Consider the following 22061-nt stretch of genomic DNA (forward strand, 5'->3'; position numbering starts at 1 on the left):
CAAACGCTACGAACTCGGGAGCGTCCGGAGAATCCTGCTGAATCCCCAGCTCAAGTAGGGTTTTGCTGACGCCGGGGTGGGGCTGGGCCCACCCCGGCCGGGGAGCTGCGGGCAGTGCGCGGGTGCGTGTCGATCGGCGAGGATCACGGGACAGGAGGTGGGAGATGGCCTACGTGCGTGCGGTCGGCCGGGCGTTCGCGCTCGCGGCGTTTGCGTTGCTGAGCTGGTTCGACGTCCTGATCGAGCTGGTCGCCTTCGCGTTGCTGTGCCTCGGCTTGGTCTTCTTCCTGGGCCCCGCGATCGAGTGGGCCCGGCACCGCTCGGCGACGATCCGGACGCTGTCCGCGCGCTGGTGCGGCGTCGAGGTCGAGCCGCCGTACCGACCCGAGCCGCCGGCACCGGAACGGGAACGCGACGGCTGGTACCGCGACGGCAACACGCTCTACAAGCGCGCGTTCTGGATCAGCTGGAGCCGCCGGCTCACGTGGGTGATGGAGGACCCGGCGGCGCAGCGCGAGTTCAGCTGGCAGCTGGTGAACCCGCCGGCCACGCTGTTGCTGCCGGTGTTCGCGCTGCTCGGCGGGCCGGTGGTGCTGCGCGGTTACGGCCGCTGGACGCGCTGGTGGCTCGGCCGCCGTCCCGGTGCGGCGTCGAAGATCGGCGCCCTGCGGTGGATGCACCGGCGGCTGGATTCGCTCGGCCACCAGCTGGGGATCTTCGCGCTTTCGCTGGTGCTCACGGCGTTCGCGGTGTGGCCGGTGGCCCTGCTGCTCGTGGCCCCGCCGATGGCGGCACCGGTGGTGCGGTGGAGCCGGGACATCGCGAACACCCTGCGCCGCGAAGTCGGCAACTGGACGGGCGTGCGGATCCTGTCCCCGTACCTGCCGCCGCCGCCCTTGCCGACACCCCGGCCCGACGGGCTTTTCCAGGTGGGCCAGCAACTCTACGAAGAGCCGTGGTGGCCGATGCAGCTCTCGCGCACGCGGTGGGTGCTGCGCGACCGCGCGACCTGGCGCGACGTGCTCGCGGCCGTCGTCCTGCCGCTGGGTTCGGCGCTGCTGGCGCTGCCGACGGCCGTGCTGGTGTTCGGCGGTTTCCTCGGCCTGCTCGACCTGTGGATCTGGCGGCCGATCATGGCGACGTGGGACGTCACCTGGCCGGGGTTCTTCGGCGTGCCGTCGGACACCGCGCACGCGCTCGTGCTGACCCCGCTCGCGCTCGCCGCGTTCGTCCTCGGGCTGGTCCCGACGACGTTCCTGGCGACGGAGGCGGGCAAGTTCGCGCGGCTGCTGCTGGGGCCGACCGAGGCGTCCCGGCTCGCGCAGCGCGTCGAACGGCTGAAGCAGACGCGCACGGACGTCACCGTCGCGCAGGCCGCGGAGCTGCGGCGGATCGAGCGCGACCTGCACGACGGGATCCAGTCGCGGCTGGTCGCCATGGGGATGAAGCTCGGCGCGGTCGAAGCGCTGGTGGACCACGACCCGGCGGCGGCGAAACGGCTGGCGGCCGAGCTGCGGTCGGCGTCGGCGGAAGCGCTCGCCGAGCTGCGGGTGCTGATCCGCGGCATCCACCCGCCGGTGCTGTCCGAGCGCGGGCTGCTGGACGCGGTGCGCGCGATCGCGCTGGACAGCCCGGTCAAAGCGGAAGTCACCGGCTCGCTGCCCGGGCGCGTCGAGGAGCCGGTGGAGGCGTGCGCGTACTTCGCGGTGTCGGAGCTGCTGGGCAACGCGGCCAAACACGGCTCGCGCCGCGCGACCATCGGCGTCGCATTCGAGGACAGCGTGCTGACGCTGACGGTGACCGACGACGGCCCCGGCGGCGCGAACCCGGCGCGCGGCTCGGGCCTGCGCGGGATCGAGCGCCGGCTCGGCGGCTTCGACGGTAGGTTGACGCTGACCAGCCCGACCGGCGGGCCGACGAGGGCGACCGTGGAGATCCCGTGCCAGCTCGACCCAGAGCCGTCATCGCCGAAGACCAGTACCTCCTCCGAGACGGCCTGACGCACCTCTTGGCCGCGCACGGCTTCGACGTCGTAGCGGCGGTCGGCACCGGCCCGGAACTGGAGTCGGCGTTGCGTTCCCACCGGCCCGACGTGTCCATTGTGGACGTCCGGATGCCGCCGACGAACACGGACGAAGGCATCCAGGTGGCGCTGGCGGTCCGCCGCGACCTTCCGGGTTTGCCGATCTTGGTGCTGTCCCAGCACGTCGAGCAGCTGTACGCGCGCGAGCTGCTCGCCGACGGCACGGGCGCGATCGGCTACCTGTTGAAGGACCGCGTGTTCAACGCGGACCAGTTCATCGACGCGGTCCGCCGCGTCGCCGCCGGCGGCACGGTGATGGACCCGGAGGTGATCGCCAAGCTGTTGGCGGGCAACCCATCCGACCCACTGGCGGCTTTGACCGCACGCGAACGCGAAGTCCTGGGCCTGATGGCGGAAGGCTGTTCGAACGCGGCGATCGCCGCACGGCTGCACTTCAGCGAAGGAGCGGTCGGCAAACACACCGCGAACATCTTCGCCAAGCTGACCATCACGGCCTCGGACGACACGAACCGTCGCGTCCTGGCGGTCCTCGCCTACCTCGGCGCGAGCTGACGCGCAACAAAACCATCCACAGGGCGCGAGTTGTCCACAGATTCCCCGCGTCACCCCTTTGAGCGACCGGGTCCCGATACGCTGGACAGGGGACGCCCCCCAGGGATGGGTGGGGGCTGTCTTGTGAGGTGAGTGGGCCGAAAATCGGGGTGTTGGGGCTGGTCCGTGGCGGCCGTTCCGGCCAGTCCGGAGGTGGCCGCCACGGCGTTGGGGGAGCTCAGCCGCGCGAGACCCGGGTCATCTCCTCGCGCTCCACCACCTTGATCCGCTCTCGGCCGGCTGCGAGCCCCAGGGACTTCTCGTGGGCGTCCAGCTTGGCCCAGCCTTGCCAGGTCGTGAACGGGATTCCGCGGGCGGCCAGGAAGTCCAGGATCGCGTCCGGTGCTTGGTGCTTCGGGGCCGTCAGGGTGTCGGCGTCGGTCAGGAGGCTGGTGATCGTCTCCGCGGCGTCGCCCTTCGTGTGGCCGATCAGGCCGATCGGGCCGCGTTTGATCCAGCCCGTCACGTAGACGCCCGGGAGCTGGTTCTCGTCCAGGTCCAGCACGCGGCCCGCCTGGTTCGGGACCACGCCGTTCACGTGGTCGAACGGCAGCTCCGGCAGGTGCGACGACAGGTAGCCCACCGCGCGGTACACCGCCTGGACGTCCCAGTCGTGGAACTCGCCCGTGCCGCGGACGTTTCCGTCTCCCGTCAGTTCCGTGCGTTCCGTGCGGAGGCCCGTCACGCGGCCGTCGGCGCCCAGGACCTCCGACGGCGAGTGGAAGAAGTGCAGGTGCAAGCGGCGAGGGCGGGAACCCGGGTCGCGGATCGCCCACTCCTGCAACGTCTTCACGACCATGTCGATCTGCTTCGACGCCCGCAGCGCGGTGATGCTGCCCTCGTCGAACTCGATGTCCTCGGGTTGGACGATGACCTCGACGTTCGGCGAGTGGTCCAGTTCGCGCAGCTCCAGCGGCGTGAACTTCGCCTGCGCCGGGCCGCGGCGGCCGAACACGTGGACGTCCGTCACCGGGCTCGCCGTGAGGCCCTGGTGGACGTTGTCCGGGATGTCCGTGGTCAGCAGCTCGTCGGCCGTCTTCGCGAGGATGCGCGCGACGTCGAGCGCGACGTTGCCGACGCCGAGCACCGCGACCGAAGACGCGTTCAGCGGCCAGGTGCGCGGGACGTCCGGGTGGCCGTCGTACCAGGAGACGAAGTCGGCGGCGCCGTAGCTGCCGTCGAGGTCGACGCCCGGGATGTCCAGCGCGCGGTCGGCGGACGCGCCCGTCGAGAAGATGACCGCGTCGTAGAACTCGCGCAGCTCTTCGAGCTTGATGTCGGTGCCGTAGTCGATGTTGCCCAGCAGCCGGATGTTCGGCTTGTCCAGCACCTTGTGCAGCGCGGTCACGATGCCCTTGATCCGCGGGTGGTCGGGCGCGACGCCGTAGCGGATCAGCCCGAAGGGCGCGGGCATCCGTTCGAACAGATCGATCGTGACGTCGGCGTCGGACTTGTCCAGGATGTCGGCGGCGTAGATGCCGGCAGGACCGGCGCCCACGATGGCTACGCGAAGGGATCGGCTCACGTCTACCACGGTAAGTTAGGTTGCCCTAACCTAAAATGTGATTTGCGGTACGGTCCAGCCAGTGGGAGCCGGTAAGCTCGCCGCATGCGCGTCTTGGTCGTCGACAACTACGACAGCTTCGTCTACAACCTGGTCCAGTACTTGGCCCAGCTCGGCGCCGACTGCACGGTCTGGCGCAACGACGTCGTGGACCTCGACCGCGTCTCCGAGTTCGACGCCGTGCTCGTCTCACCCGGCCCCGGCACCCCCGAACGCGCTGGTCAGAGCATGGACGTCATCCGCAAGTGCGCCGAGACGTCGACCCCGATGCTCGGCGTCTGCCTCGGCCACCAAGCGCTCGGCGTCGTCTACGGCGCGACCGTCGACCGCGCTCCCGAACTGCTGCACGGCAAGACGAGCCAGGTGCGCCACGCCGGCGTCGGCGTCCTGAAAGGCCTGCCGGAAGAATTCACGGCCACCCGCTACCACTCCTTGACGGTGCTCCCGGAGACGATCCCGGACGACGTCTTCGAGGTCACCGGCCGCACCGCGACCGGCATCGTGATGGGCATGCGCCACCGCGAGCTGCCGCTCGAAGGCGTCCAGTTCCACCCCGAGTCCGTGCTCACCGAGGGCGGCCACCGGATGCTGGCCAACTGGATGGCCACGGCCGGGCACCCCGTCGACCCGAAGCGTGTGGCCGAGCTCGAGCGCGCGACGAAGGCGCTGCAGAAGGCCGCCGTTGCGTGATCCGGCTCAAGGGCGTCGGTAAGCGGTACGGACGCGGGAACTTCGTCCTCCACGACGTCGACCTGAGCGTCGAACCCGGGCGGGTCGTGGGCATCCTCGGCACCAACGGCTCCGGCAAGTCGACGCTGCTGCGGATCATGGCCGGCGTCTCGCACGCCACCACCGGCACCGTCACCGGCAGCCCGCGGATCGGCTACCTGCCGGACCGCTTCCCGGCCGGCCAGCGGATGAGCGCGCGCGCCTACCTGCGGCACATGGGCCGCATCCGCGATCTCACCGACCTGTCGGCGATCGACCCGCTGCTCGAGCGGCTCGCGCTCGTCGGCGGCCCGACGGCGCCGCTGCGGACGCTGTCCAAGGGCAACGCGCAGAAGGTCGGGCTCGCCCAGGCCGTGCTGGTGCGGCCGGACCTGCTGATCCTCGACGAGCCGTGGTCCGGGCTCGACGTCGCCACGCACGCGATCCTCGGCGAGCTCGTCGACGAGACGCGGGCGCGCGGCGCGAGCGTCGTGTTCACCGACCACCGGCCGCAGGTGGTGCACGACCACGCCGACGTCGTGCACCTGATGGCCGCCGGGCGGCTCACCGAAGAAAACCCCGAAACCACCGCGCCGGCCACCCGGATCGTGTTGCGCGGGCACGGCACCGACTGGGCGGACGAGCCCGGCGTGCGGCACGCGGTCGTCGAAGGCGCGCAAGTCGTGCTCACCGTCGACGTCGATTCCGTCGACGCCGTGCTGCTGCGCGCGCTGAAGGACGGCTGGTCGGTCCGAGAGGTCGCGCCGTGCTCGCGTTGACGCGGTACTACCTGGCGCTGCTGGGCCATTCGCAGCGGTACCTGCCCGCGCTGCTGGCCTACCTCGCGCTCTGCGTGATCCTCTACGCCGACCCGCACTCGCCGCCGCTGCCGCTGTTCGGGGTGAGCGCCGGCGGGCTGCTGGTCGTGTCGTGCTGGCTGACGATCGCGCTGCTCGACATCGAAGACCCGGTGCAGCGCCTGGTGACCCTGAGCCACGCGCGGCAGTGGCGGCGGCTGATCACCGCCGCGGTGCTGACCGTGCTGGGCTGCTCGCTGGTCCTGACGGTGATCACCGAGGCGTGGTCGGCGCTCAAGTCGTTCAAGGTCCAGCCGGCCGCGCTGGGCATCGGCCTGCTGGCGCACATCGCGTGCGCGCTGCTGGGGATCGCGATCGCGCTGCCGTGCTCGCGGCTGCTGGTGAACCGGATCGGCTGGACGGTGCTCGCCGCGGTGATCACCCTGGTCGTCGTGCTGCTGGCGAAGATCCCGCTGGTCCACCCGCTGCTGCAGGCTTTGACGAACGAAGATCCGGTCGGCGGTCCGCTGGTGCTGGCGGTGGTGACGTCGGCGGTGGTGCTGGCCGTCAGCTTCGTGGTCGTCTCCCGGCTCGTGCACCGTCGTTCCTGAGTGCAGGTGCTCTGCGGTGGCAATTTGCAAAAGGCATATCCTTCGCTCGAACTTCCCGTGATGTGTGTCACTGGGTTACTCTGTTTGGCCGAGTCGACTGAGGCGCGGGTGAGGGGATGGCAAGTGCCGGCAGGAATGATCGAGATCTCGATACCGGATGCGCAGAACGAGTTGCGCCAGCTCGGATCGTGGCTGCGCGCGGAAGAAGGCCTTCGTGGAAGAGTCCAGCTCTCGGAGGCGCCCCCGCTCCCAGGACAGATGGGTGGCACGCTCGAGTCCCTGGTGGTTGTCGCGACCAGCGGCACAGCCACGGCGTTCTGCAATGGCCTGTTCAGTTGGCTGAAGCACCGGCGAGATGCGTCGAAGGTCGATCTGAAGGTCAAGAGTCCCAAGGGTGAAGAACTGGTGCTCAGTTGCGGTTCGGCTGACGACGCAGATCAGATCCTCCGAGCGTTGCGGAATGTCCTTGGTGAAGGAGTCTGAGCCGGGGTGAGCGCCTTACCCGTCGCCGAACTCTCACGCGTCATCCTCATGGGAAGCGGAGAGTTCCAGGCAAGCCGGCTCCCTGACCTTCCCGCAGTGCATCACAACCTCGCTGACCTGCGAGGTGTGCTGACAGATCAGCTCGTCGGAATCGTCAGCTGGGCCCAGTGCACGGTCGTCGATACGCCGGATTCCCCGCGTAGCTTCCTGGCCCGACTGCGCAAGGCGGCTCAGCAGGCCGAGGATCTCCTGCTGGTCTACTACGCCGGACACGGCATTCGGCACCACTACAAGGACAAGCTGTACCTCAGCACGAGGGAGACTGATCCGGACGAACTCGAGGCCACTGCTGTCTCGTTCGAGGCAGTGCGGGAAATCATCGAAGACAGTCCCGCTCAGACCCGTCTCCTCGTCTTGGACTGCTGCTACTCAGGCATGGCCATCGGGGCGATGTCTGGCAGTGGCGTGGACGCGCGGGACCTTGAGGTGAGCGGCACGACGGTGATCGCTTCGTCGCCCAGGAACTCGATTTCACACTCGCCGGCGGATGAGCGGAACACAGCGTTCACCACAGAACTGCTTTCTCTGCTGACCCGAGGCTCACCCGTGCCCGGTCAGCAGCTCGACGTCAGCCAGCTGATTCGGTCACTGAGGGCGGCCATGGCGAAACGAGGCCTTCCTCAGCCCCAAACCCAGACCGGCAACACGAGCGGGAGTCTCTTGCTCCGGAGGGACCCGAAGCCGGTTCTGCCGGAACCGGCGCCTCAGAAACGGCAGGTGGGCCAAGATCCGGATGCGCCGACTGCCAAGCGCTCTCCTGTTTCGCCGCCTCTCGTGCGCCACCCGGTTGTGCTGGCTGCGGATCAATACTTTGGTCCGCAGCCGCAGCCGCAGCCGCAGCCGCAGCCGCAGCCGCAGCCGCAGCCGCAGCCGTCTGCCGTGTCAACGAATCAGCCTGAGTCGCGAGAGCTAGGGAAGGCCTTTGCCAGGTGGTTGGTCGGTGCAACCGGCTCCGTGTTGTTGTGGACGGGGTTCTATGCGGGCGGCAGCATGGGAATCGCCGGGATCGTGGGTGCGTTCTTCGGTGAGGTGCCGGCAGGACGTACGTCTGCTGATTTCCCGTTCGGCCTGGCCATGTTGGTAGTCGGCAGTGCATGCGGGTTTTTCATCCGCCGCCGAGTTCAGGCACGTAGGGAGACGAAGGTTGTCCGGCTCGAGGACGTGTTCCCATCGTGGTCCTCAGGCTTGTCGAAGGCGCGAGTGGCGTGGCTCGGTGTCATCTTGATTGTCTCCGTGATCTTCGCGGCTGCCATGGCGGCTACGTCGACGAGAGGGGCGCCTGCCACGACCCAAACCGGCATGGTGATCAGCAACCTGATGTCGAGCTGGTGGGGTGTCGTTCTCTTCGCTTCGTTCGCCGGCACGAGCGCGTACAAGCTTTTCCGCGTCTACCGGCCAGTCAAGTCTCCAAGAGTTCCCCTCGCCGGTCTCAGCTGAGTGCAATTTGCAATCTTCAATTGCCCGGCGAGACTTCCCGGCGGTCCTCGAACACGACTAAGGTTCGGGTCCTCTCCGGTTCTGGGTGAAGGGAGACCGGGTGACGGCTGGGATCGTAGCGATCACCGTCCCGAACTCCGATGGTGAGCTCCGGGACCTCGCGGCGTGGTTGCGCGGCGAGGACGAGCTCCGCGGCCGGGTCCAGCTCTTCGACACCGTCCTCGTCGGCGTGACGAGCAACTCCGCCGGCGTCTTCTGCCGCTCGCTGTTCGGGTGGCTGCGCCGCTGCCAGTCCGGCGTCTCCCTGAAGGTCAAACGCTCGGGGGCCGCCGAAGAGCTGGACATCGACTGCGGCGCCGGCAGCGACGCCGAGCAGGTTCTCGGCGCCGTCCAAGGGTTTCTCGACAAAGCCTGAAACGAAGAAGGCCCGCACGGTGTGAACCGTGCGGGCCTTTCTCGTGGATCCGTCAGCCGCCGGGGGTGCCCGGTGTGGTCGTCGGGAACGGGAAGCCGCCGTTGCCCTCCGACACGCCCACGGTGATCGCCTGGTCCTTGTCGATCTGGGTGCCCGGCGTCACGTTCTGCTTGGTGATCGTGCCTTCCGGTTCCTTGCTCGTCTTGTCGGACTGCTGCCGGAGGTTTCCGGTCCAGCCCATGCTCTGCAGCTTCGACTGCGCCTCGTCGGTCGTCATGCCGCTCAGGTTCGGCATCTCGATCTTGTCGGTCTGCTCCGGACCCGTCGACACCGTGAGGGTGATCGTGGTGCCCGCGATCACCGAACCGCCGTTCGGGTTCTGGGTGATGACGCTGTCCTTCGGGACGCTGTCCGAAGCCTGGTCGACGCGCTTCGTCTTGAAGCCCTGGCCCCGCAGCGCCGAGTCGGCCTGCGAGTACGGCTTGCCCGTGAAGTCCTGGACCTGCTTCAGTTCCTTGGACTTCGCGATCGTGATCTTCACAGCGGTGCCCTCGTCGACCTCGGAATCCGCGGTCGGAGTCTGCTGCTGCACCAAGCCGGCCTGGTTCGGGTCGTCGACCTCGACCTCCGCGACGTTCGTGTCCAGCGTCAGCTTCGCGTCGGTCAGCGCCTGCTGTGCCGCGTCACGCGTCTTGCCCTTGAGGTCCGGTACGCGGGCCTTGCCCGGCGCGACCCCCACGTACAGCGTGATCTTCGCGTCGGTGCTCACCGGCGTCCCGGACGCGGGGTCGATCTTGATGACCCGGTTGACGTCACCCTGCTCGCACTGCGGGCTGCCGTCGGTCGGCTGCACCCCGCAGGTGACGTTCTTGGTCCCGATCGAGTTGAACCCGGCGCCCGTCAGGGTTTCCCGCGCCTGCGGGACCGTCTGGTGCACCACGTCGGGGATCGCGACCGTGCCCGGCGTGCTCTTGAACGAGCCCGACAGCCACATGATCAGCAGCACCGCGCCCAGCACGAACACCGCCGCCAGCACCGCCAGGATCGTGCGCCGCCGGCGCTTGGCCTTCGGGTCCTCGTCGTCCGGCTCGGCGTACTCCTCGTAGCGCTGCGGCTGCCGCCGGTCGTTGTTCATCACCTGCGTGCGCTCGTCTTCGGACATCACCATCGGCGCGGCCGGGCGCTGTCCCGAAAGCGTGCGCACCAGGTCCGAGCGCATCTCCGCGGCCGACTGGTAGCGGTTCGCCGGGCCCTTCGCCAGCGCCTTCAGCACGACGGCGTCCAGCTCGGGCGCGACCGCCGGGTTGACCGACGACGGCGGGTTCGGGTCCTCGCGGACGTGCTGGTAGGCCACCGCGACCGGGGAGTCGCCGGTGAACGGCGGCTCGCCGGTGATCAGTTCGTACAGCACGCAACCGGCGGCGTAGACGTCGGACCGGGCGTCGACGGACTCACCGCGGGCCTGCTCCGGCGACAGGTACTGCGCCGTGCCGATCACCGCGGCGGTCTGGGTCATCGCGGACTGGCCGTCGTGCATCGCGCGCGCGATGCCGAAGTCCATCACCTTGACGGCGCCGTTCTTCGTGATCATCACGTTGGCCGGCTTGACGTCGCGGTGGACGATGCCGTGGCGGTGCGAGAAGTCGAGCGCCGCGCAGACGTCGGCCATGACCTCCATCGCCCGCTTCTGGGACATCGGGCCCTCGGTCTTGACGATGTCGCGCAGCGTCCGGCCTTCGACGAACTCCATGACGATGTACGGCAGCTGACCGAACTCGGTGTTCGCTTCGCCGGTGTCGTAGACCGCGACGATCGCCGGGTGGTTGAGCGCGGCGGAGTTCTGCGCTTCCCGGCGGAAGCGCTCCTGGAACTGCGGGTCCCTGGCGAGGTCGGCACGGAGGATCTTGATCGCGACTTCCCGGCCGAGACGCACGTCCTGGCCGTGATGGACCTCGGACATGCCTCCGTAGCCGAGCGTTTCGCCCAGCTCGTACCGGTTGGAGAGCAGTCTGGGTGTGCTCATCTCTGGGTGCCGTTCCATTCCGTCCAAGGTGTGTTCATGATGCCTTGCTGGCCATCGTCGGTCGTGCCGGGAGTGTCCGCCGGGTAGGCGCTCGAAGACGCGGGCGGATCCTCCGCGGGCGGCTGTCTGCCCGGGACCACCTGGCTCGTCGTCTGGCCACCGTGCGGCGGCGAGCCGGAACCGCCGATCATCTTCGCGATCAGCACGATGCCCGCCACCAGGACGACGAGCAGGATCGCGGCCAGCAGCGCCCACCAGCCCCACTGGGACTTCTTGCGGGCGGCCGGCACCATCAGCGGACGCATCGCGGGCCGGGACGGCGGGCCGATGACCGGCATCGGGTTCATCGCGGGCGACGGCGGCCCGATCGGCATGTGCGGCTGCTGCTGCGGAATCTGCTGCGAGATCGGCTGTTGCGGCTGAACCGGCTGCTGCTGGACCGGTTGCTGACCGGTCGAGTAGGACGCGTTGACCAGCCCGGACGGCGCCGGCAGCGGCATCCCGGCGCGCACCGCGGCGACGGCGGCCGCGAACTCGCCGCCGCTGCTGTAGCGCTGCCGCGGGTCCTTCACCAGCGTCGCCTCGATCACCGCGCGCGCGGCGGGCGGGACGTCCGGCGGCAGCGGCGGCGCGATGTCGCGGATGTGCATCATCGCGACCGTCACGGCGTTCTCGGACAGGAACGGCCGGTGCCCGGCGAGGCACTCGTAACCGCACACCGCCAGCGAGTAGACGTCGGACGCCGGTTCCGCCGGGTGCCCGAGCGCCTGCTCCGGCGCGATGTAGTGCGCCGTGCCCATGACCATGCCGGACCGGGTGACCGGCGCCGCGTCGGCCGCCTTCGCCACGCCGAAGTCGGTGATCTTCACCTGACCCGCCGGCGTCACCAGGATGTTGCCCGGCTTGACGTCGCGGTGGACCAGGCCCCGCTCGTGCGCGGCCTGCAGCGCGTTGCCCGCCTGCTCCAGCATGTCGAGCGTGAACTCCGCCGACAGCCGGCCGTGCTTGGCGAGCAACCCGGCCAGCGGGTCGCCGTCGACGAGCTCCATCACCAGGTACGCGATCGACAGGTCGCCGTCGAAGAGGGTCTCGCCGTAGTCGTGCACCGCGGCGATGCCGGGGTGGTTCAAGGACGCCGTCATCCGCGCCTCGGTGCGGAAGCGGTGGAGGAACTCGGCGTCGCCGGAGAGCTCGGCCTTGAGGATCTTGACGGCCACGGTCCGGTCCAGCCGGGTGTCGCTGGCCTGCCAGACCTCGCCCATCCCGCCGACGGCGATCCGGCTCGTCAGCTTGTAGCGCTCGGCCAGTAGCTGACCGGAGGACAGCATGCGCTATCCACCCCCGAGTTTGGCGTTGATCGCCGCGCGGCCGATTTCCGCGGCGACCGAGCCGCCGGTGGCCGCGAGCCCGCGGTTACCGCCGTCCTCGACGATCACGGCAACCGCGATCTTCGGGTCGTTCGCCGGGGCGAACGCGGTGTACCAGGCGTGCGGGGCGGTGTTCTTGGAGTCCGTGCCGTGCTCGGCGGTGCCGGTCTTCGACGCGATCTGGATGTCCGGGCGCTTGCCGCCGCCCTTGGTGAAGCCCTCGGAAGCGATCATCATGTCCTTGAGGATCGCGGCATTCGACGACGACAGCGCCGGTGTGCCGGTGAGCTCGGTGGGGCTGTAGTCCTCGATGGTGGACAGGTCCGGTGCCAGCACCGACTGCACCAGCTGCGGTTTCATCGCCATCCCGTTGTTGGCCACGGTCGCGGCGAGCAGGCAGTCCTGCAGCGGGGTGAGCCGCACGTCGCGCTGGCCGATGCCACTCTGGTACAGCGCGCCCTGGGAGTCCAGTGGCCCGACCGTGGACGGCGCCACCTTCATCGGCACGGTCAGGTCCGTCTGGCCGATGCCGTAGTTCGCCGCGGTCTCCTTCATCTTGTCCGCGCCGAGCTGACCGGCGAACTCCGCGAACGGCACGTTGCAGGAGTGCGCGAGCGCGTCCTTGAACGTGGCGCCGGGGCAGGCCTCGCCGGCGTAGTTCTCCAGCGTGATGCTCGTGCCGGGCAGCTTCGTGTTCGGCGCCGGGTTGACCGGGGTGTCCGGGCCCTTGCCGTCTTCGAGCGCGGCGGCGGCGGTGACCAGCTTGAACGTCGAGCCCGGCGGGTAGGTCTCCGAGATCGCCCGGTTCAGCATGGGGTTCTTGTCGTTCTTGATGTTCGCGTTCCAGGCGTCGATCTGCGTCTTCGACGTGTGGGACGCGAGCTGGTTCGGGTCGTACGACGGCGTCGAGACCATCGCCAGGATCCGGCCGGTGCTGGGCTCCAGCGCGACGACGGCGCCGGTGTAGTTCCGCTGCGTCATCAGGTCGTACGCGGCCTTCTGCACGGCCGGGTCGATGGTCAGCCGGACGTTGCCGCCACTCGGGTCGCGGCCGGTGACCATGTCCGACAGCCGCCGGACGAACAGCCGCGGGTCCGAGCCGTTCAGCACGTCGTCCTCGGCGCGCTCGAGGCCGCCGGAGCCGTAGTTGATCGAGTAGTAGCCGGTGACCGGCGCGTACATCGGGCCGTCGACGTAGGACCGGATGTACTTGTACTTGTCGTTCGACGGGTCGACCTTCGCCAGCACCTCGCCGTTCGCCTGCGACACGATCTGGCCGCGCCGGCGCGCGAACTCGTCGTAGAGCACGCGGGCGTTGCGGGAGTCGGTGCGGTAGTCGTCGGCCTTCACCACCTGGATGTAGGTGGCGTTGGCCAGCAGCAGGACGACCATCACGAGCATCGCCATGCCGACCTTGCGGAGCGGGGTGTTCATGCCTGGGCGCCCCCGTTCGCCGGCGGGCGCTGCACGAGCACCGTGTGCGCTTCGGCGATCGGCGCCTGCGGTTGCTGCGGCTTCGGCCGGGCGCCGGGCCTGCGGGCGGCGTCGGAGATCCGCAGCAGCAGCGCGACCAGGATGTAGTTCGCGAGCAGCGACGAACCACCCTTGGAGAGGAAGGGGGCGGTGATACCGGTCTCCGGGATGAGTTTCGTGACGCCGCCGACGACGACGAAGATCTGCATGACCATGGTGAACGCCAGCCCGCCGCCGAGCAGCTTGCCGAACGTGTCGCGCACGGCGAGCGCGCTCCGCATGCCGCGCATCGCCACCAGCAGGTACAGCATCAGGACTGCGGCGAGCCCGATGAAGCCGAGCTCTTCGCCGATCGACGCGGTGATGAAGTCGGTGGCGGCCTCGGGCACCATGTCCGGCCGGCCCGCGCCGAGGCCGGTGCCGCCGACGCCGCCGGTGCCGAGCCCGAACAGGCCCTGCGCCAGCTGGTAACCGCCGCCGGCGTCGTCGTAGGTGGCCAGCGGGTCCAGCCAGTTGGCCACGCGCTGCTGCACGTGCCCGAAGAGGTTGTAGGCGATCACGCAGCCGACGACGAAGAAGCTCAGCCCGAGCACGACCCAGATGGCCCGCTCGGTCGCCACGTAGAGCATCACCAGGATGACGCTGAAGAACAGCAGCGACGTGCCGAGGTCCTTCTCGAACACCAGGACGCCGATGCAGACGACGGCGGAGATCAGGATCGGGCCCAGGTCACGGGCTCGCGGCAGCTCGACGCCGAGGAACTTCTTGCCCGCCACCATGAACAGGTCGCGCTTCGACACCAGGAACGAGGCGAAGAAGATCATCAGCAGGATCTTCGCGAACTCGCCCGGCTGGATCGAGAAGCCCGGCAGCTTCAGCCACACCTTGGCGCCGTTGACCTCGGACAGGCTCGACGGCAGCAGTGCGGGCAGCGCGAGCGCGACGATGCCGATCAAGCCGGCGGTGTAGCCGTAGCGGGTCAGCGTGCGGTGGTCGTTGACGACCACCAGCACCACGATGAACAACGCCAGCGAGACGACCGTGAACAGCACCTGCTTGGTGACGTCCGGCGAGAAGTCCTTGCCGTTCTGCAGCGCCTTCTCGGCCTGGGCCAGGTCGATCCGGTGGATCATCACCAGGCCGATGCCGTTGAGCAGCGCGACGCAGGGGAGCAGCACCGGGTCCGCGTAGGGCGCCCACTTGCGCACCGCGAGGTGCGCCCCGGTCAGCACGCCGAGGTAGGCGAGCCCGAGCCAGAGGATCGACGCGGTGAGTTCCTGCTCCTGGTTCGCCTCCACCAGGACCAGCGCGATGGTCACGATGAAGGCCGCGAACCCCAGCAGCACCAGTTCGGTGTTGCGCCGGGTCGGCACGTCGCGCGGCGGGTTCGTCTGGAACTGCGCCGCCAGCGGCTCGGCGGTGTTCGCGGCAGGCTGGCTCATCAGTTACCGCCTCCCGTCGTCGGTGCCGTCGAACTCGGCGTCGAGCAGTCCCTCCCCGCAGGCTGGTTCGCCGACGACGGAGCAGTGGATCCGGCCGGTGCCGACGGAGTCGTCGTCGGCGTGACCGAAGGCGTCGGCGTCGAGGACGGCTGGGTCCCCGCCGGCGCGCAGTTGTTCAAGCGCTTGTGCAGCTGCAGGAAGTCGTCGATGTACTTCCGGGCGTCGTCGAGGCTGTCCTTCTTGACGCCGTTCTGCACCGCCAGCCGAGCGTCCTCCTGGAGCTGGTTGACGCGCAGCTTGTCCGTGCACACCTGGTTCGGCGGGCACGAGCCCTGCTCGTAGGTGTGCAGGTCGATGCCGAGGATGCTGCCGGGGACGCCGCGGTAGATCACGACCTCCTGGTCCGCACCTTCGCCGACATAGTACTGACTCAGCACGAAGTAGCGGGTGGCGATGGCGGCCGCGGCGAGCACCACGAGCACCACGAGAGCGCCGGCCAGCCAGCGGAACCGCTTCCGGCGCTTGGCCTTGGGGTCCACGGTGGGCTGCGGCAGCTCCTGGCGCGGCTGCGGCGGGGGCTGGGTCAGCGCCCGGGCGCGCGCCGCGGGCGAGTCGCCCTGGTGCCGCTCGTCGCTGCCGTCCCCGGCGGCGCCGCCCACGATGGGCGCGTCCTCGCCGAAGTCGACGTCGACGACGTCGGCGATGATCACCGTGACGTTGTCGGTGCCGCCGCCCTTGAGCGCCAGTTCGATCATCCGGTCCGCGCACTGCTGCGGGTCCGGGATCTGCACGGCCTCCGCGAGCGTCTCGTCGCTGACCATGCCGGACAAGCCGTCCGAGCAGATCAGGTACCGATCGCCTGGGCGCGCTTCACGCACGGTGAGGCTCGGCTCGACCTCGTGCCCGGTCAGCGCCTTCAGCAGCAGCGACCGCTGGGGGTGCACCGCCGCCTCTTCGGGCGTGATCCGGCCTTGTTCGAGCAGTTCGTTGACGAAGCTGTCGTCGCGCGTGATCTGCGCGAACTGGCTGCCCCGGAACAGGTAGGCGCGCGAGTCGCCGACGTGCACGAGGCCCAGCCGGGTCCCGGCGAACAGCACGGCGGTGAGCGTGGTGCCCATCCCGTCGAGGTCCGGGTCCTGCGAGACGAGCTCGGCGATCGCGGCGTTGCCGTTCGCCACCGCCTCGCGCAGCTGGGCGAGGAGGTCGTCACCCGGCTCGTCGTCGTCGAGCGGGGCGAGGGAGGCGATGACGACCTTGCTGGCCACTTCGCCCGCCGCATGCCCACCCATGCCGTCGGCGAGCGCGAGCAGGCGAGGGCCGGCGTACACGGAGTCCTGGTTGCTCGAACGCACCAGGCCCCGGTCGCTGCGGGCTGCATAGCGGAGGACGAGAGTCATGGGCGAAGCTCGATCACCGTCTTGCCGATCCGGATGGGGACTCCGAGCGGGACCCGGAGGGGTGCAGTGACCTTAGCCCGGTCCAGATAAGTGCCGTTGGTCGAGCCCAGATCTTCCACGTACCAGTCCTCACCGCGCTGGGCGATCCGGGCGTGCCGGGTCGACGCGTAGTCGTCGTCGAGCACCAACGTGGAGTCGTCGGCGCGGCCGATCAGGATCGGCCTGCCGTCCAGCGCGATGCGGGTCCCGGCGAGCGCCCCGTGGGTCACCAGCAGCTGCTGCGGCGACTTCCCGCCGCGCGGCTTCTTCTCCTTCTTGCGGCCGAACGTCGGCACCTGGACACGCATGCCCGACGCCGCGTAGAGGTCCGAGCGGACGACTCTGAGCGCGGCGAACACGAAGAGCCAGAGCAGCACGAGGAAGCCCACCCTGGTGAGTTGTACGACCAGCTCTGGCACTTGGTGTGTCCGCTCCCGACTCTTCCGTGCAGCCGCGACGCGGGTACGCCGCGGTCCCCCCGCACGTCAATTCTGCGGGAACAGTATTTCGCGCCCGGAGTCAGCCCTGTGTACGGAACACCAAGGACGAATGCCCCACTCGGATGACGTCACCGTCCGCGAGCTGCCAGGTCTGCACCGGGGTGCCGTTCACGGTCGTGCCGTTCGTCGACCCGATGTCGGCGAGCGTCGCGCTCTGGCCGTCCCAGGTGATCTCCAGGTGACGGCGCGAGACACCGGTGTCGGGGAGCCGGAAGTCCGCGTCCTGGCCACGGCCCACGACGTTGCCACCCTGCTTCAGGGAGTACGTCCGGTTCGAGCCGTCGTCCAGCTGCAGGCTCGCCGCGAGCTGACGCGCCGCCGCGGGGGCGCCGTAGCCACCCTGCTGCTGCGCGTACGGGTCGCCGGCCGGCTGGCCGTACGCCTGCTGCTGGCCGTACTGGTCGTAGCCGCCCTGCTGCTGGCCGCCGTACTGGTCGTACCCGGGCTGCTGCTGCTGGCCGCCGTACTGGTCGTAGCCACCCTGCTGGTAGCCGCCCTGGTCGTACCCGCCGCCCTGCTGGGGCTGCGCGTAACCGCCCTGGTCGTAGCCACCACCCTGGGGGGGCTGGGCGTAACCCTGGTCGTAGCCACCCTGCGGGGGCTGCTGGGCGTAACCGCCCTGCTCATAGCCACCCTGCTGGTAACCGCCCTGCTCATAGCCACCGGCCGGGGGCTGCTGACCGTAGCCGCCCTGCTCGTAGCCGCCCTGCTGCTGGCCGTAACCCTGGTCGTACCCGGGCTGCTGGCCACCCTGCTGTCCGTAGCCGTACTGGCCCTGCTGGCCGTACGGGTCACCCTGGTCGTATTGGCCGTAGCCGGGGGGCTGGCTCATTGCTGGGTCTCCTGCGTTGCTGGGTCGTGCCGACCGCGGTGAACCGGCGCCTGTGGGGCGGGCGTCGGGATCGACGGACGAACGGGTCTTGAACTGTCCAGTATGCAGCGCCTCGTTGCGCTCGAGTGATACGACGACGTCACCATAGGTGTCCAGGCCTTCGGCGGCGAGGTGTTCGGCCACCGCCTTGGCCAGCACCTGGGTGACGCGTTGTTCGTCACCGGCCATGCGCTCGTGGTCAGCCGTCCCCAAGGACACGATGTAGTGATTCGGGGCGAGCTGCCGACCGCCTGCCAGCTCACGAACGTTCTCCTCACTCTCCCGCTCGAGTGCGATCGCCACTTCCTGCGTGACGACGTTGCCACCGAACATGCGCGCGAAAGTGTTCCCCACCAGGTTCTCGAGTCGCCTGTCGAATCTCTCAGCGCGGCCCACCGGGGAAAACCTCCTCACACTTGTGCTTGCGCCCCGATCCTATCCGGGTGAGCGAGCCTCGACACGGCCCCCGGTGAAACCGGTGCGAACGACCTGCTAGTGTTCTCCTCGCTGCCGCAAGGAAGCACTCGGGCGAGTGGCGGAATGGCAGACGCGCACGGTTCAGGTCCGTGTGTCCGAAAGGACGTGAGGGTTCAACTCCCTCCTCGCCCACGCTGTTCAGAGGCCCCGACGCTAGCGCGTCGGGGCCTCTTCCCGTTGTCCTTGTGTCTCCCGGGGGGCCGAGCCCCCCGGACCCCCCACGGTGCCTTCTCTCACCTTCCAGCGTGGCTGAGTGGGGTCGTTGTGGGCTCGTTGCGGGGGGTTTTGGGGTTTGGTTTGGTGGTGAATATCACCCGTTTGGCTCTGCGTGGTGTTCGCTCGTGGCTTGTGTGGCGGTGTATTTAGACCGTGTCAGGCTGGGGTCGGGGCTATCGACAGGCGCATCTGCAGCGCTGCGGCTATGCGCTCCAGCACCGGCAGTGTCGGGGTTGTGCCGCCTGCCTCGAACCTGGCGATGGCCGACTGTGTCATCCCGGCGCGTTCGGCCAGCTGCGTCTGCGTCCAGTTGCGCTGCTCGCGCAACGTTCGCACCTCGGCTCCCAGATCGAAAGCCAGTCGCGCTCCGTCGTAAGCCAGGCCCGTCTGGCTCGCTGTTCTCGGAGGCGAAAGTGCTGGTCTCGGCGCTTTCTTGCAGCTGCTGCCAGCGGAGGGGCCGTGCTTGGCCGACGGCGCGGTTGAGGCCGGCGGCTTGGCTGAATCGTTCTCGGTCGGACTTCTCAGCCAAGCGCGCCTTCGTCGGCTTCTCAGGTCGTTGTCTTGGTGATCCAGTCCGCCAGGACGTCCGTCCGGGATGTTGTTTCGATGCCCGCGTGGGGGCAGCCTGGGCCCGTTGCCTCCAGGGCCACCAGGCCTGCCGGGGTGAAGTACGGGGCTCCCGAGTCGTACGTGCAGGCGCTCGTCGTGATCTGCGGGGCCGCGCCGCGGACTCCGAGCGTGGTCGGGGCCACCGTGGCCACCGCTACCGTGCCCTGCTGCATGCGGGTGGCCGGCTTGGGGTTCGTGCCGGTCAGGCTGCCCCAGCCCGCCAAGGTCAGCTGGTCGCCCACCTTGGGGAGCGCGCGGTTGAGCGGCAGGGGCTTCACCGTGCTCACCGGGGTGTCCAGGCGGGCCAGCGCGACGTCGTTCTCCTTCGCCTGGATCACCTCGGTCACCTTGCGGGCCACTCCGGACTCGATGCCTTCGTCCGTGAGGCCCAGCGTCGCCGTCGTCGGGTAGGGGACCTTTCCCGAGACGCGGTTGCGGGCCGCGTCGTGGAAGCAGTGGCCTGTCGTGAGGAGCCATCCGGGCGCGACCAGCGCGCCCGTGCAGTAGCTGCTGTACGTCGAACCGTCCGGGCGGGGGATCTTCGTCATCGCGAGCTTCGCGACGAACCCGAACTGACCCTGGGGGACGTCTGAACCGTTGGCGATCCCTGGCGCGGCCAAGGCGGCAGGGGCGGTGGTGATGGTCAGGACAACAGCGGCTAGCAGGGCGCGCAGGCGCATTCTTCCCCTTCGTCGAATCGATGATCGACGTTCGAGGTTATTGCCGCCGCCGGGCTGGGGGGAATTCCCTGGCCGGGCGTCACCCGTTGGCCCACCGGGTGACGCCCGGAAGGGGTCAGCCCGTGTGCGAAGAGATCCAATCCGCGACGACGTCCACCCGCGACGTCGTCTCGAGCTGGTTGTGGGGGCAGTCCGGGCCGGACGACTCTACGGACACCAGCTGGCCGCCGGTGCCGGCCGCGGCGAAGTACGGCGCGCCCGAGTCGTACACGCAGGCGCTCGTCGTCGACGTCGGAGCCACGCCCTGCACGCCCAGCGTCGAGGTGGCGACCTGGCCGACCTTCACGGTGCCCTGCTGCAGCTTCGTCGACGGCGTCGGGTTGGTGGCCGTGAGGCTGCCCCAGCCGGCGAGCGTCAGCTGCTGCCCGAGCGACGGCGTGAGCCGGTTGACCGTCAGCGGCGTGATGCCGGTGACGTCGGCGTCGAGGGTGGCGATGGCGATGTCGTTCGCGGCGGCCTGGTAGACGGTCACCACGTTGCGCGTCACGCCCGGCGTGCTCTGGTTGACCGTGCCGAGCAGCACCGACGTCGGGTACGGCACCGGGCCGGAGACGCGGACGCGGTTCGCGTCGTGGAAGCAGTGGCCGGCGGTGATGATCCACTTCGCCGCGATCAACGCGCCCGAGCAGGCGCTGTTGTACTTCGTGCCGTCGGGCTTCGGGATGTTCGTCATCGTGAGTTTCGCGGCGAACTTGAACTGGCCCGCCGGGACGTCGGATCCGTTGGCCACGGCCGAAGCCGGGCCCGCGGTCGCGAGACCGGCGGCGAGGGTGAGCAGGGCAGCGGAAAGCACAGCGCGGACGCGCATCGGTGGATCCCCCTTGTCACGCACCGGCGGCTCGCGCCGGTGATCACCTTCGAGCGTAGCGACGGTGCGCGGGGTCGGAATGCGCTGCACGGAGTAAGAAAACGGCCCCGACGCCTCGCGTCGGGGCCGTTTGCCGGGAATCAGCCGGTGTGCGAGGCGATCCAGTCCGCGACGACGTCGACGCGCGCGGTGGTCTCGGCCTGGTCGTGGGGGCAGTCCGGGCCGTCGCTCTCGATGGAGACCAGGCGGCCGCCGCTCTTGCCCGTCGGCACGAAGTACGGGGCGCCCGAGTCGTAGGTGCACGCGCTCGTCGTCGACGTCGGGGCGAAGCCCGTCACGCCGGTGTAGAGCGGGTCGACCGTCGCGACCTTCATCAGGCCCTGCTGCAGCTTCGTGCCCGGCGTCGGGTCGACCGACGTCAGGCTGCCCCAGCCGGCGAGCACGACCTTCTGGCCCACGACCGGCGCCTTGTGGCTGACCGAAAGCGGTTCGACGCCGAAGACGGGCTTGTCGAGCTCGGCGATCGCGATGTCGTTGCTCGGTGACTGGTACACCGTCACGACGTTGCGCGTGATCCCCGGCTTGTCGACGGTGGTGGTGCCCAGCAGCACCGACGTCGGGTACGGGACCGGGCCGGAGACCGGGTTGCGGGCCGCGTCGTGGAAGCAGTGGCCGGCGGTGACGATCCACTTCTTGGCGATCAGCGAACCCGAGCACGCGCTGTTGTACTTCGTGCCGTCGGTGCGCGGGATGTCCGTCATGGTCAGCTTCGCGGCGAACTTGAACGTCCCCTGCGGGACGTCGGCGCCGTTGGCCACGGCCGATGCCGGCGCCGCGGTGACGACCGCCGCGGCGAGCGCGAACAGACCTGCGGAAAGCAAAGCGCGGATGCGCATTCTCAACCCCCTGGTTGGGCCGGCGTCCGGCCGGCGATGGGGGCGAGGGTAGCGAAACCCGGTGCGGCGGTGGCGGGAAGTCCCGCCACCGCCGGGGAATCAGTTCACGCCGACCAGGTCGACGACGAAGATGAGGGTCTCGCCGGGCTTGATGACGCCGCCCGCGCCGCGGTCGCCGTAGCCGAGGTGCGGCGGGATGACGAGCTTGCGCCGGCCACCGATCTTCATCCCCGCGACACCCTGGTCCCAGCCGGAGATGACCTGGCCGGCGCCGAGGCCGAAGCGCAGGGGCTCGTTGCGGTTCCAAGAGGCGTCGAACTCTTCGCCGGTCGAGTGCGCGACACCGACGTAGTGCACGGTGACGGACTTGCCGGGCGTGGCCTCGACGCCGTCGCCGACGGTGATGTCGGTGATCTCGAGGTCGGCCGGCGGGGTGCCGTCCGGGCGGTCGATCTGGGGCTTTTCCAAGGTCATGGCAGCCACCGTACCCACG

Annotated in this window: 21 protein-coding genes and 1 tRNA gene; 9 read left to right on the top strand and 13 right to left on the bottom strand. The window is 69.3% G+C overall.

Going from position 1 to position 22061, the window contains the following annotated elements:
• The first annotated feature begins 164 nt into the window (after positions 1-164).
• Both MUY22_RS12470 and MUY22_RS12475 read left to right on the top strand, forming a co-directional pair.
• On the top strand, positions 165-2000 hold the full coding sequence (locus MUY22_RS12470) for a histidine kinase (protein WP_247059689.1): 1836 nt from the start codon (positions 165-167) through the stop codon (positions 1998-2000).
• Positions 1940-2596 carry a response regulator transcription factor gene (locus tag MUY22_RS12475; protein WP_247059690.1) on the top strand — a complete coding sequence of 219 codons (657 nt, stop codon included), beginning with the start codon at positions 1940-1942 and terminating at the stop codon, positions 2594-2596. Before MUY22_RS12470 ends, MUY22_RS12475 begins: the two co-directional genes overlap by 61 nt.
• A gap of 217 nt (positions 2597-2813) precedes the next feature.
• Here the strand turns inward: MUY22_RS12475 and MUY22_RS12480 are convergent, their stop codons facing one another.
• Positions 2814-4133, bottom strand: a complete 1320-nt coding sequence (locus MUY22_RS12480; RefSeq protein WP_247063837.1) for an FAD-dependent oxidoreductase — start codon at positions 4131-4133, stop codon at positions 2814-2816.
• A 111-nt stretch (positions 4134-4244) separates the two neighbouring features.
• Here MUY22_RS12480 and MUY22_RS12485 point away from each other — a divergent pair, with 111 nt between their 5' ends.
• From MUY22_RS12485 to MUY22_RS12510, 6 genes are all read left to right on the top strand, one after another.
• Complete coding sequence (locus tag MUY22_RS12485) at positions 4245-4889, top strand: aminodeoxychorismate/anthranilate synthase component II (protein WP_247059691.1); 645 nt, start codon at positions 4245-4247, stop codon at positions 4887-4889.
• Positions 4886-5686, top strand: coding sequence for an ABC transporter ATP-binding protein (locus tag MUY22_RS12490; RefSeq protein ID WP_247059692.1), 801 nt, complete (start codon positions 4886-4888; stop codon positions 5684-5686). The genes MUY22_RS12485 and MUY22_RS12490 overlap by 4 nt, the downstream gene beginning before the upstream one ends.
• Positions 5674-6315 carry a hypothetical protein gene (locus tag MUY22_RS12495; protein ID WP_247059693.1) on the top strand — a complete coding sequence of 214 codons (642 nt, stop codon included), beginning with the start codon at positions 5674-5676 and terminating at the stop codon, positions 6313-6315. Before MUY22_RS12490 ends, MUY22_RS12495 begins: the two co-directional genes overlap by 13 nt.
• Before the next feature lie 123 nt (positions 6316-6438).
• Entirely contained in the window at positions 6439-6798 is a 360-nt protein-coding gene (locus tag MUY22_RS12500; RefSeq protein WP_247059694.1) for a hypothetical protein, read from the top strand.
• A 6-nt stretch (positions 6799-6804) separates the two neighbouring features.
• A complete protein-coding gene (locus MUY22_RS12505; RefSeq protein ID WP_247059696.1) occupies positions 6805-8295 on the top strand; it encodes a caspase family protein in 1491 nt (496 codons plus the stop codon).
• 100 nt (positions 8296-8395) lie between these two features.
• Positions 8396-8710 (top strand): hypothetical protein, encoded by a 315-nt coding sequence (locus MUY22_RS12510; protein WP_247059697.1) that lies wholly within the window; start codon positions 8396-8398, stop codon positions 8708-8710.
• Between the two features lie 52 nt (positions 8711-8762).
• Here the strand turns inward: MUY22_RS12510 and pknB are convergent, their stop codons facing one another.
• The 7 genes from pknB to MUY22_RS12545 all read right to left on the bottom strand — a co-directional run bounded on the left by pknB (position 8763) and on the right by MUY22_RS12545 (position 18218).
• Entirely contained in the window at positions 8763-10733 is a 1971-nt protein-coding gene (gene pknB / locus MUY22_RS12515) for a Stk1 family PASTA domain-containing Ser/Thr kinase (protein WP_247059698.1), read from the bottom strand.
• Positions 10730-12061 carry a serine/threonine-protein kinase gene (locus MUY22_RS12520; protein WP_247059699.1) on the bottom strand — a complete coding sequence of 444 codons (1332 nt, stop codon included), beginning with the start codon at positions 12059-12061 and terminating at the stop codon, positions 10730-10732. The genes pknB and MUY22_RS12520 overlap by 4 nt, the downstream gene beginning before the upstream one ends.
• Positions 12062-12064: 3 nt before the next feature.
• Positions 12065-13534 (bottom strand): penicillin-binding protein 2, encoded by a 1470-nt coding sequence (locus MUY22_RS12525; protein WP_247059700.1) that lies wholly within the window; start codon positions 13532-13534, stop codon positions 12065-12067.
• Positions 13531-15015: an FtsW/RodA/SpoVE family cell cycle protein gene (locus MUY22_RS12530; protein ID WP_247059701.1), complete on the bottom strand. Its 1485-nt coding sequence runs from the start codon at positions 15013-15015 to the stop codon at positions 13531-13533. Before MUY22_RS12530 ends, MUY22_RS12525 begins: the two co-directional genes overlap by 4 nt.
• Positions 15015-16412 (bottom strand): PP2C family serine/threonine-protein phosphatase, encoded by a 1398-nt coding sequence (locus tag MUY22_RS12535; RefSeq protein ID WP_247059703.1) that lies wholly within the window; start codon positions 16410-16412, stop codon positions 15015-15017. Before MUY22_RS12535 ends, MUY22_RS12530 begins: the two co-directional genes overlap by 1 nt.
• Positions 16409-16870, bottom strand: coding sequence for an FHA domain-containing protein (locus MUY22_RS12540; protein ID WP_247059705.1), 462 nt, complete (start codon positions 16868-16870; stop codon positions 16409-16411). Before MUY22_RS12540 ends, MUY22_RS12535 begins: the two co-directional genes overlap by 4 nt.
• A gap of 100 nt (positions 16871-16970) precedes the next feature.
• Positions 16971-18218: a DUF3662 and FHA domain-containing protein gene (locus tag MUY22_RS12545; RefSeq protein WP_247059706.1), complete on the bottom strand. Its 1248-nt coding sequence runs from the start codon at positions 18216-18218 to the stop codon at positions 16971-16973.
• A 130-nt stretch (positions 18219-18348) separates the two neighbouring features.
• Here MUY22_RS12545 and MUY22_RS12550 point away from each other — a divergent pair.
• Positions 18349-18431 (top strand) — tRNA-Leu (locus MUY22_RS12550).
• 240 nt (positions 18432-18671) lie between these two features.
• Here the strand turns inward: MUY22_RS12550 and MUY22_RS49455 are convergent.
• From MUY22_RS49455 to MUY22_RS12575, 5 genes are all read right to left on the bottom strand, one after another.
• Positions 18672-19139, bottom strand: a complete 468-nt coding sequence (locus MUY22_RS49455; protein ID WP_256475990.1) for a helix-turn-helix transcriptional regulator — start codon at positions 19137-19139, stop codon at positions 18672-18674.
• A complete protein-coding gene (locus tag MUY22_RS12560; RefSeq protein ID WP_247059710.1) occupies positions 19064-19804 on the bottom strand; it encodes a trypsin-like serine protease in 741 nt (246 codons plus the stop codon). Before MUY22_RS12560 ends, MUY22_RS49455 begins: the two co-directional genes overlap by 76 nt.
• Before the next feature lie 115 nt (positions 19805-19919).
• Positions 19920-20672 carry a trypsin-like serine protease gene (locus tag MUY22_RS12565; RefSeq protein ID WP_247059712.1) on the bottom strand — a complete coding sequence of 251 codons (753 nt, stop codon included), beginning with the start codon at positions 20670-20672 and terminating at the stop codon, positions 19920-19922.
• A 140-nt stretch (positions 20673-20812) separates the two neighbouring features.
• Entirely contained in the window at positions 20813-21568 is a 756-nt protein-coding gene (locus MUY22_RS12570) for a trypsin-like serine protease (protein ID WP_247059713.1), read from the bottom strand.
• 99 nt (positions 21569-21667) lie between these two features.
• Positions 21668-22042 carry an FKBP-type peptidyl-prolyl cis-trans isomerase gene (locus MUY22_RS12575; protein WP_247059714.1) on the bottom strand — a complete coding sequence of 125 codons (375 nt, stop codon included), beginning with the start codon at positions 22040-22042 and terminating at the stop codon, positions 21668-21670.
• Positions 22043-22061 lie beyond the last annotated feature (19 nt).

The organism is Amycolatopsis sp. WQ 127309, from assembly GCF_023023025.1.
Classification (GTDB): domain Bacteria; phylum Actinomycetota; class Actinomycetes; order Mycobacteriales; family Pseudonocardiaceae; genus Amycolatopsis.

Bases quoted from the DNA above. Each gene is read 5' to 3' on its own strand.
- MUY22_RS12535 (WP_247059703.1), bottom strand. From the start codon at position 16,412: ATGACTCTCGTCCTCCGCTATGCAGCCCGCAGCGACCGGGGCCTGGTG.
- MUY22_RS12530 (WP_247059701.1), bottom strand. From the start codon at position 15,015: ATGAGCCAGCCTGCCGCGAACACCGCCGAGCCGCTGGCGGCGCAGTTC.
- MUY22_RS12520 (WP_247059699.1), bottom strand. From the start codon at position 12,061: ATGCTGTCCTCCGGTCAGCTACTGGCCGAGCGCTACAAGCTGACGAGC.
- MUY22_RS12525 (WP_247059700.1), bottom strand. From the start codon at position 13,534: ATGAACACCCCGCTCCGCAAGGTCGGCATGGCGATGCTCGTGATGGTC.
- MUY22_RS12470 (WP_247059689.1), top strand. From the start codon at position 165: ATGGCCTACGTGCGTGCGGTCGGCCGGGCGTTCGCGCTCGCGGCGTTT.
- pknB (WP_247059698.1), bottom strand. From the start codon at position 10,733: ATGAGCACACCCAGACTGCTCTCCAACCGGTACGAGCTGGGCGAAACG.
- MUY22_RS12570 (WP_247059713.1), bottom strand. From the start codon at position 21,568: ATGCGCATCCGCGCTTTGCTTTCCGCAGGTCTGTTCGCGCTCGCCGCG.
- MUY22_RS12565 (WP_247059712.1), bottom strand. From the start codon at position 20,672: ATGCGCGTCCGCGCTGTGCTTTCCGCTGCCCTGCTCACCCTCGCCGCC.
- MUY22_RS12485 (WP_247059691.1), top strand. From the start codon at position 4,245: ATGCGCGTCTTGGTCGTCGACAACTACGACAGCTTCGTCTACAACCTG.
- MUY22_RS12575 (WP_247059714.1), bottom strand. From the start codon at position 22,042: ATGACCTTGGAAAAGCCCCAGATCGACCGCCCGGACGGCACCCCGCCG.
- MUY22_RS12560 (WP_247059710.1), bottom strand. From the start codon at position 19,804: ATGCGCCTGCGCGCCCTGCTAGCCGCTGTTGTCCTGACCATCACCACC.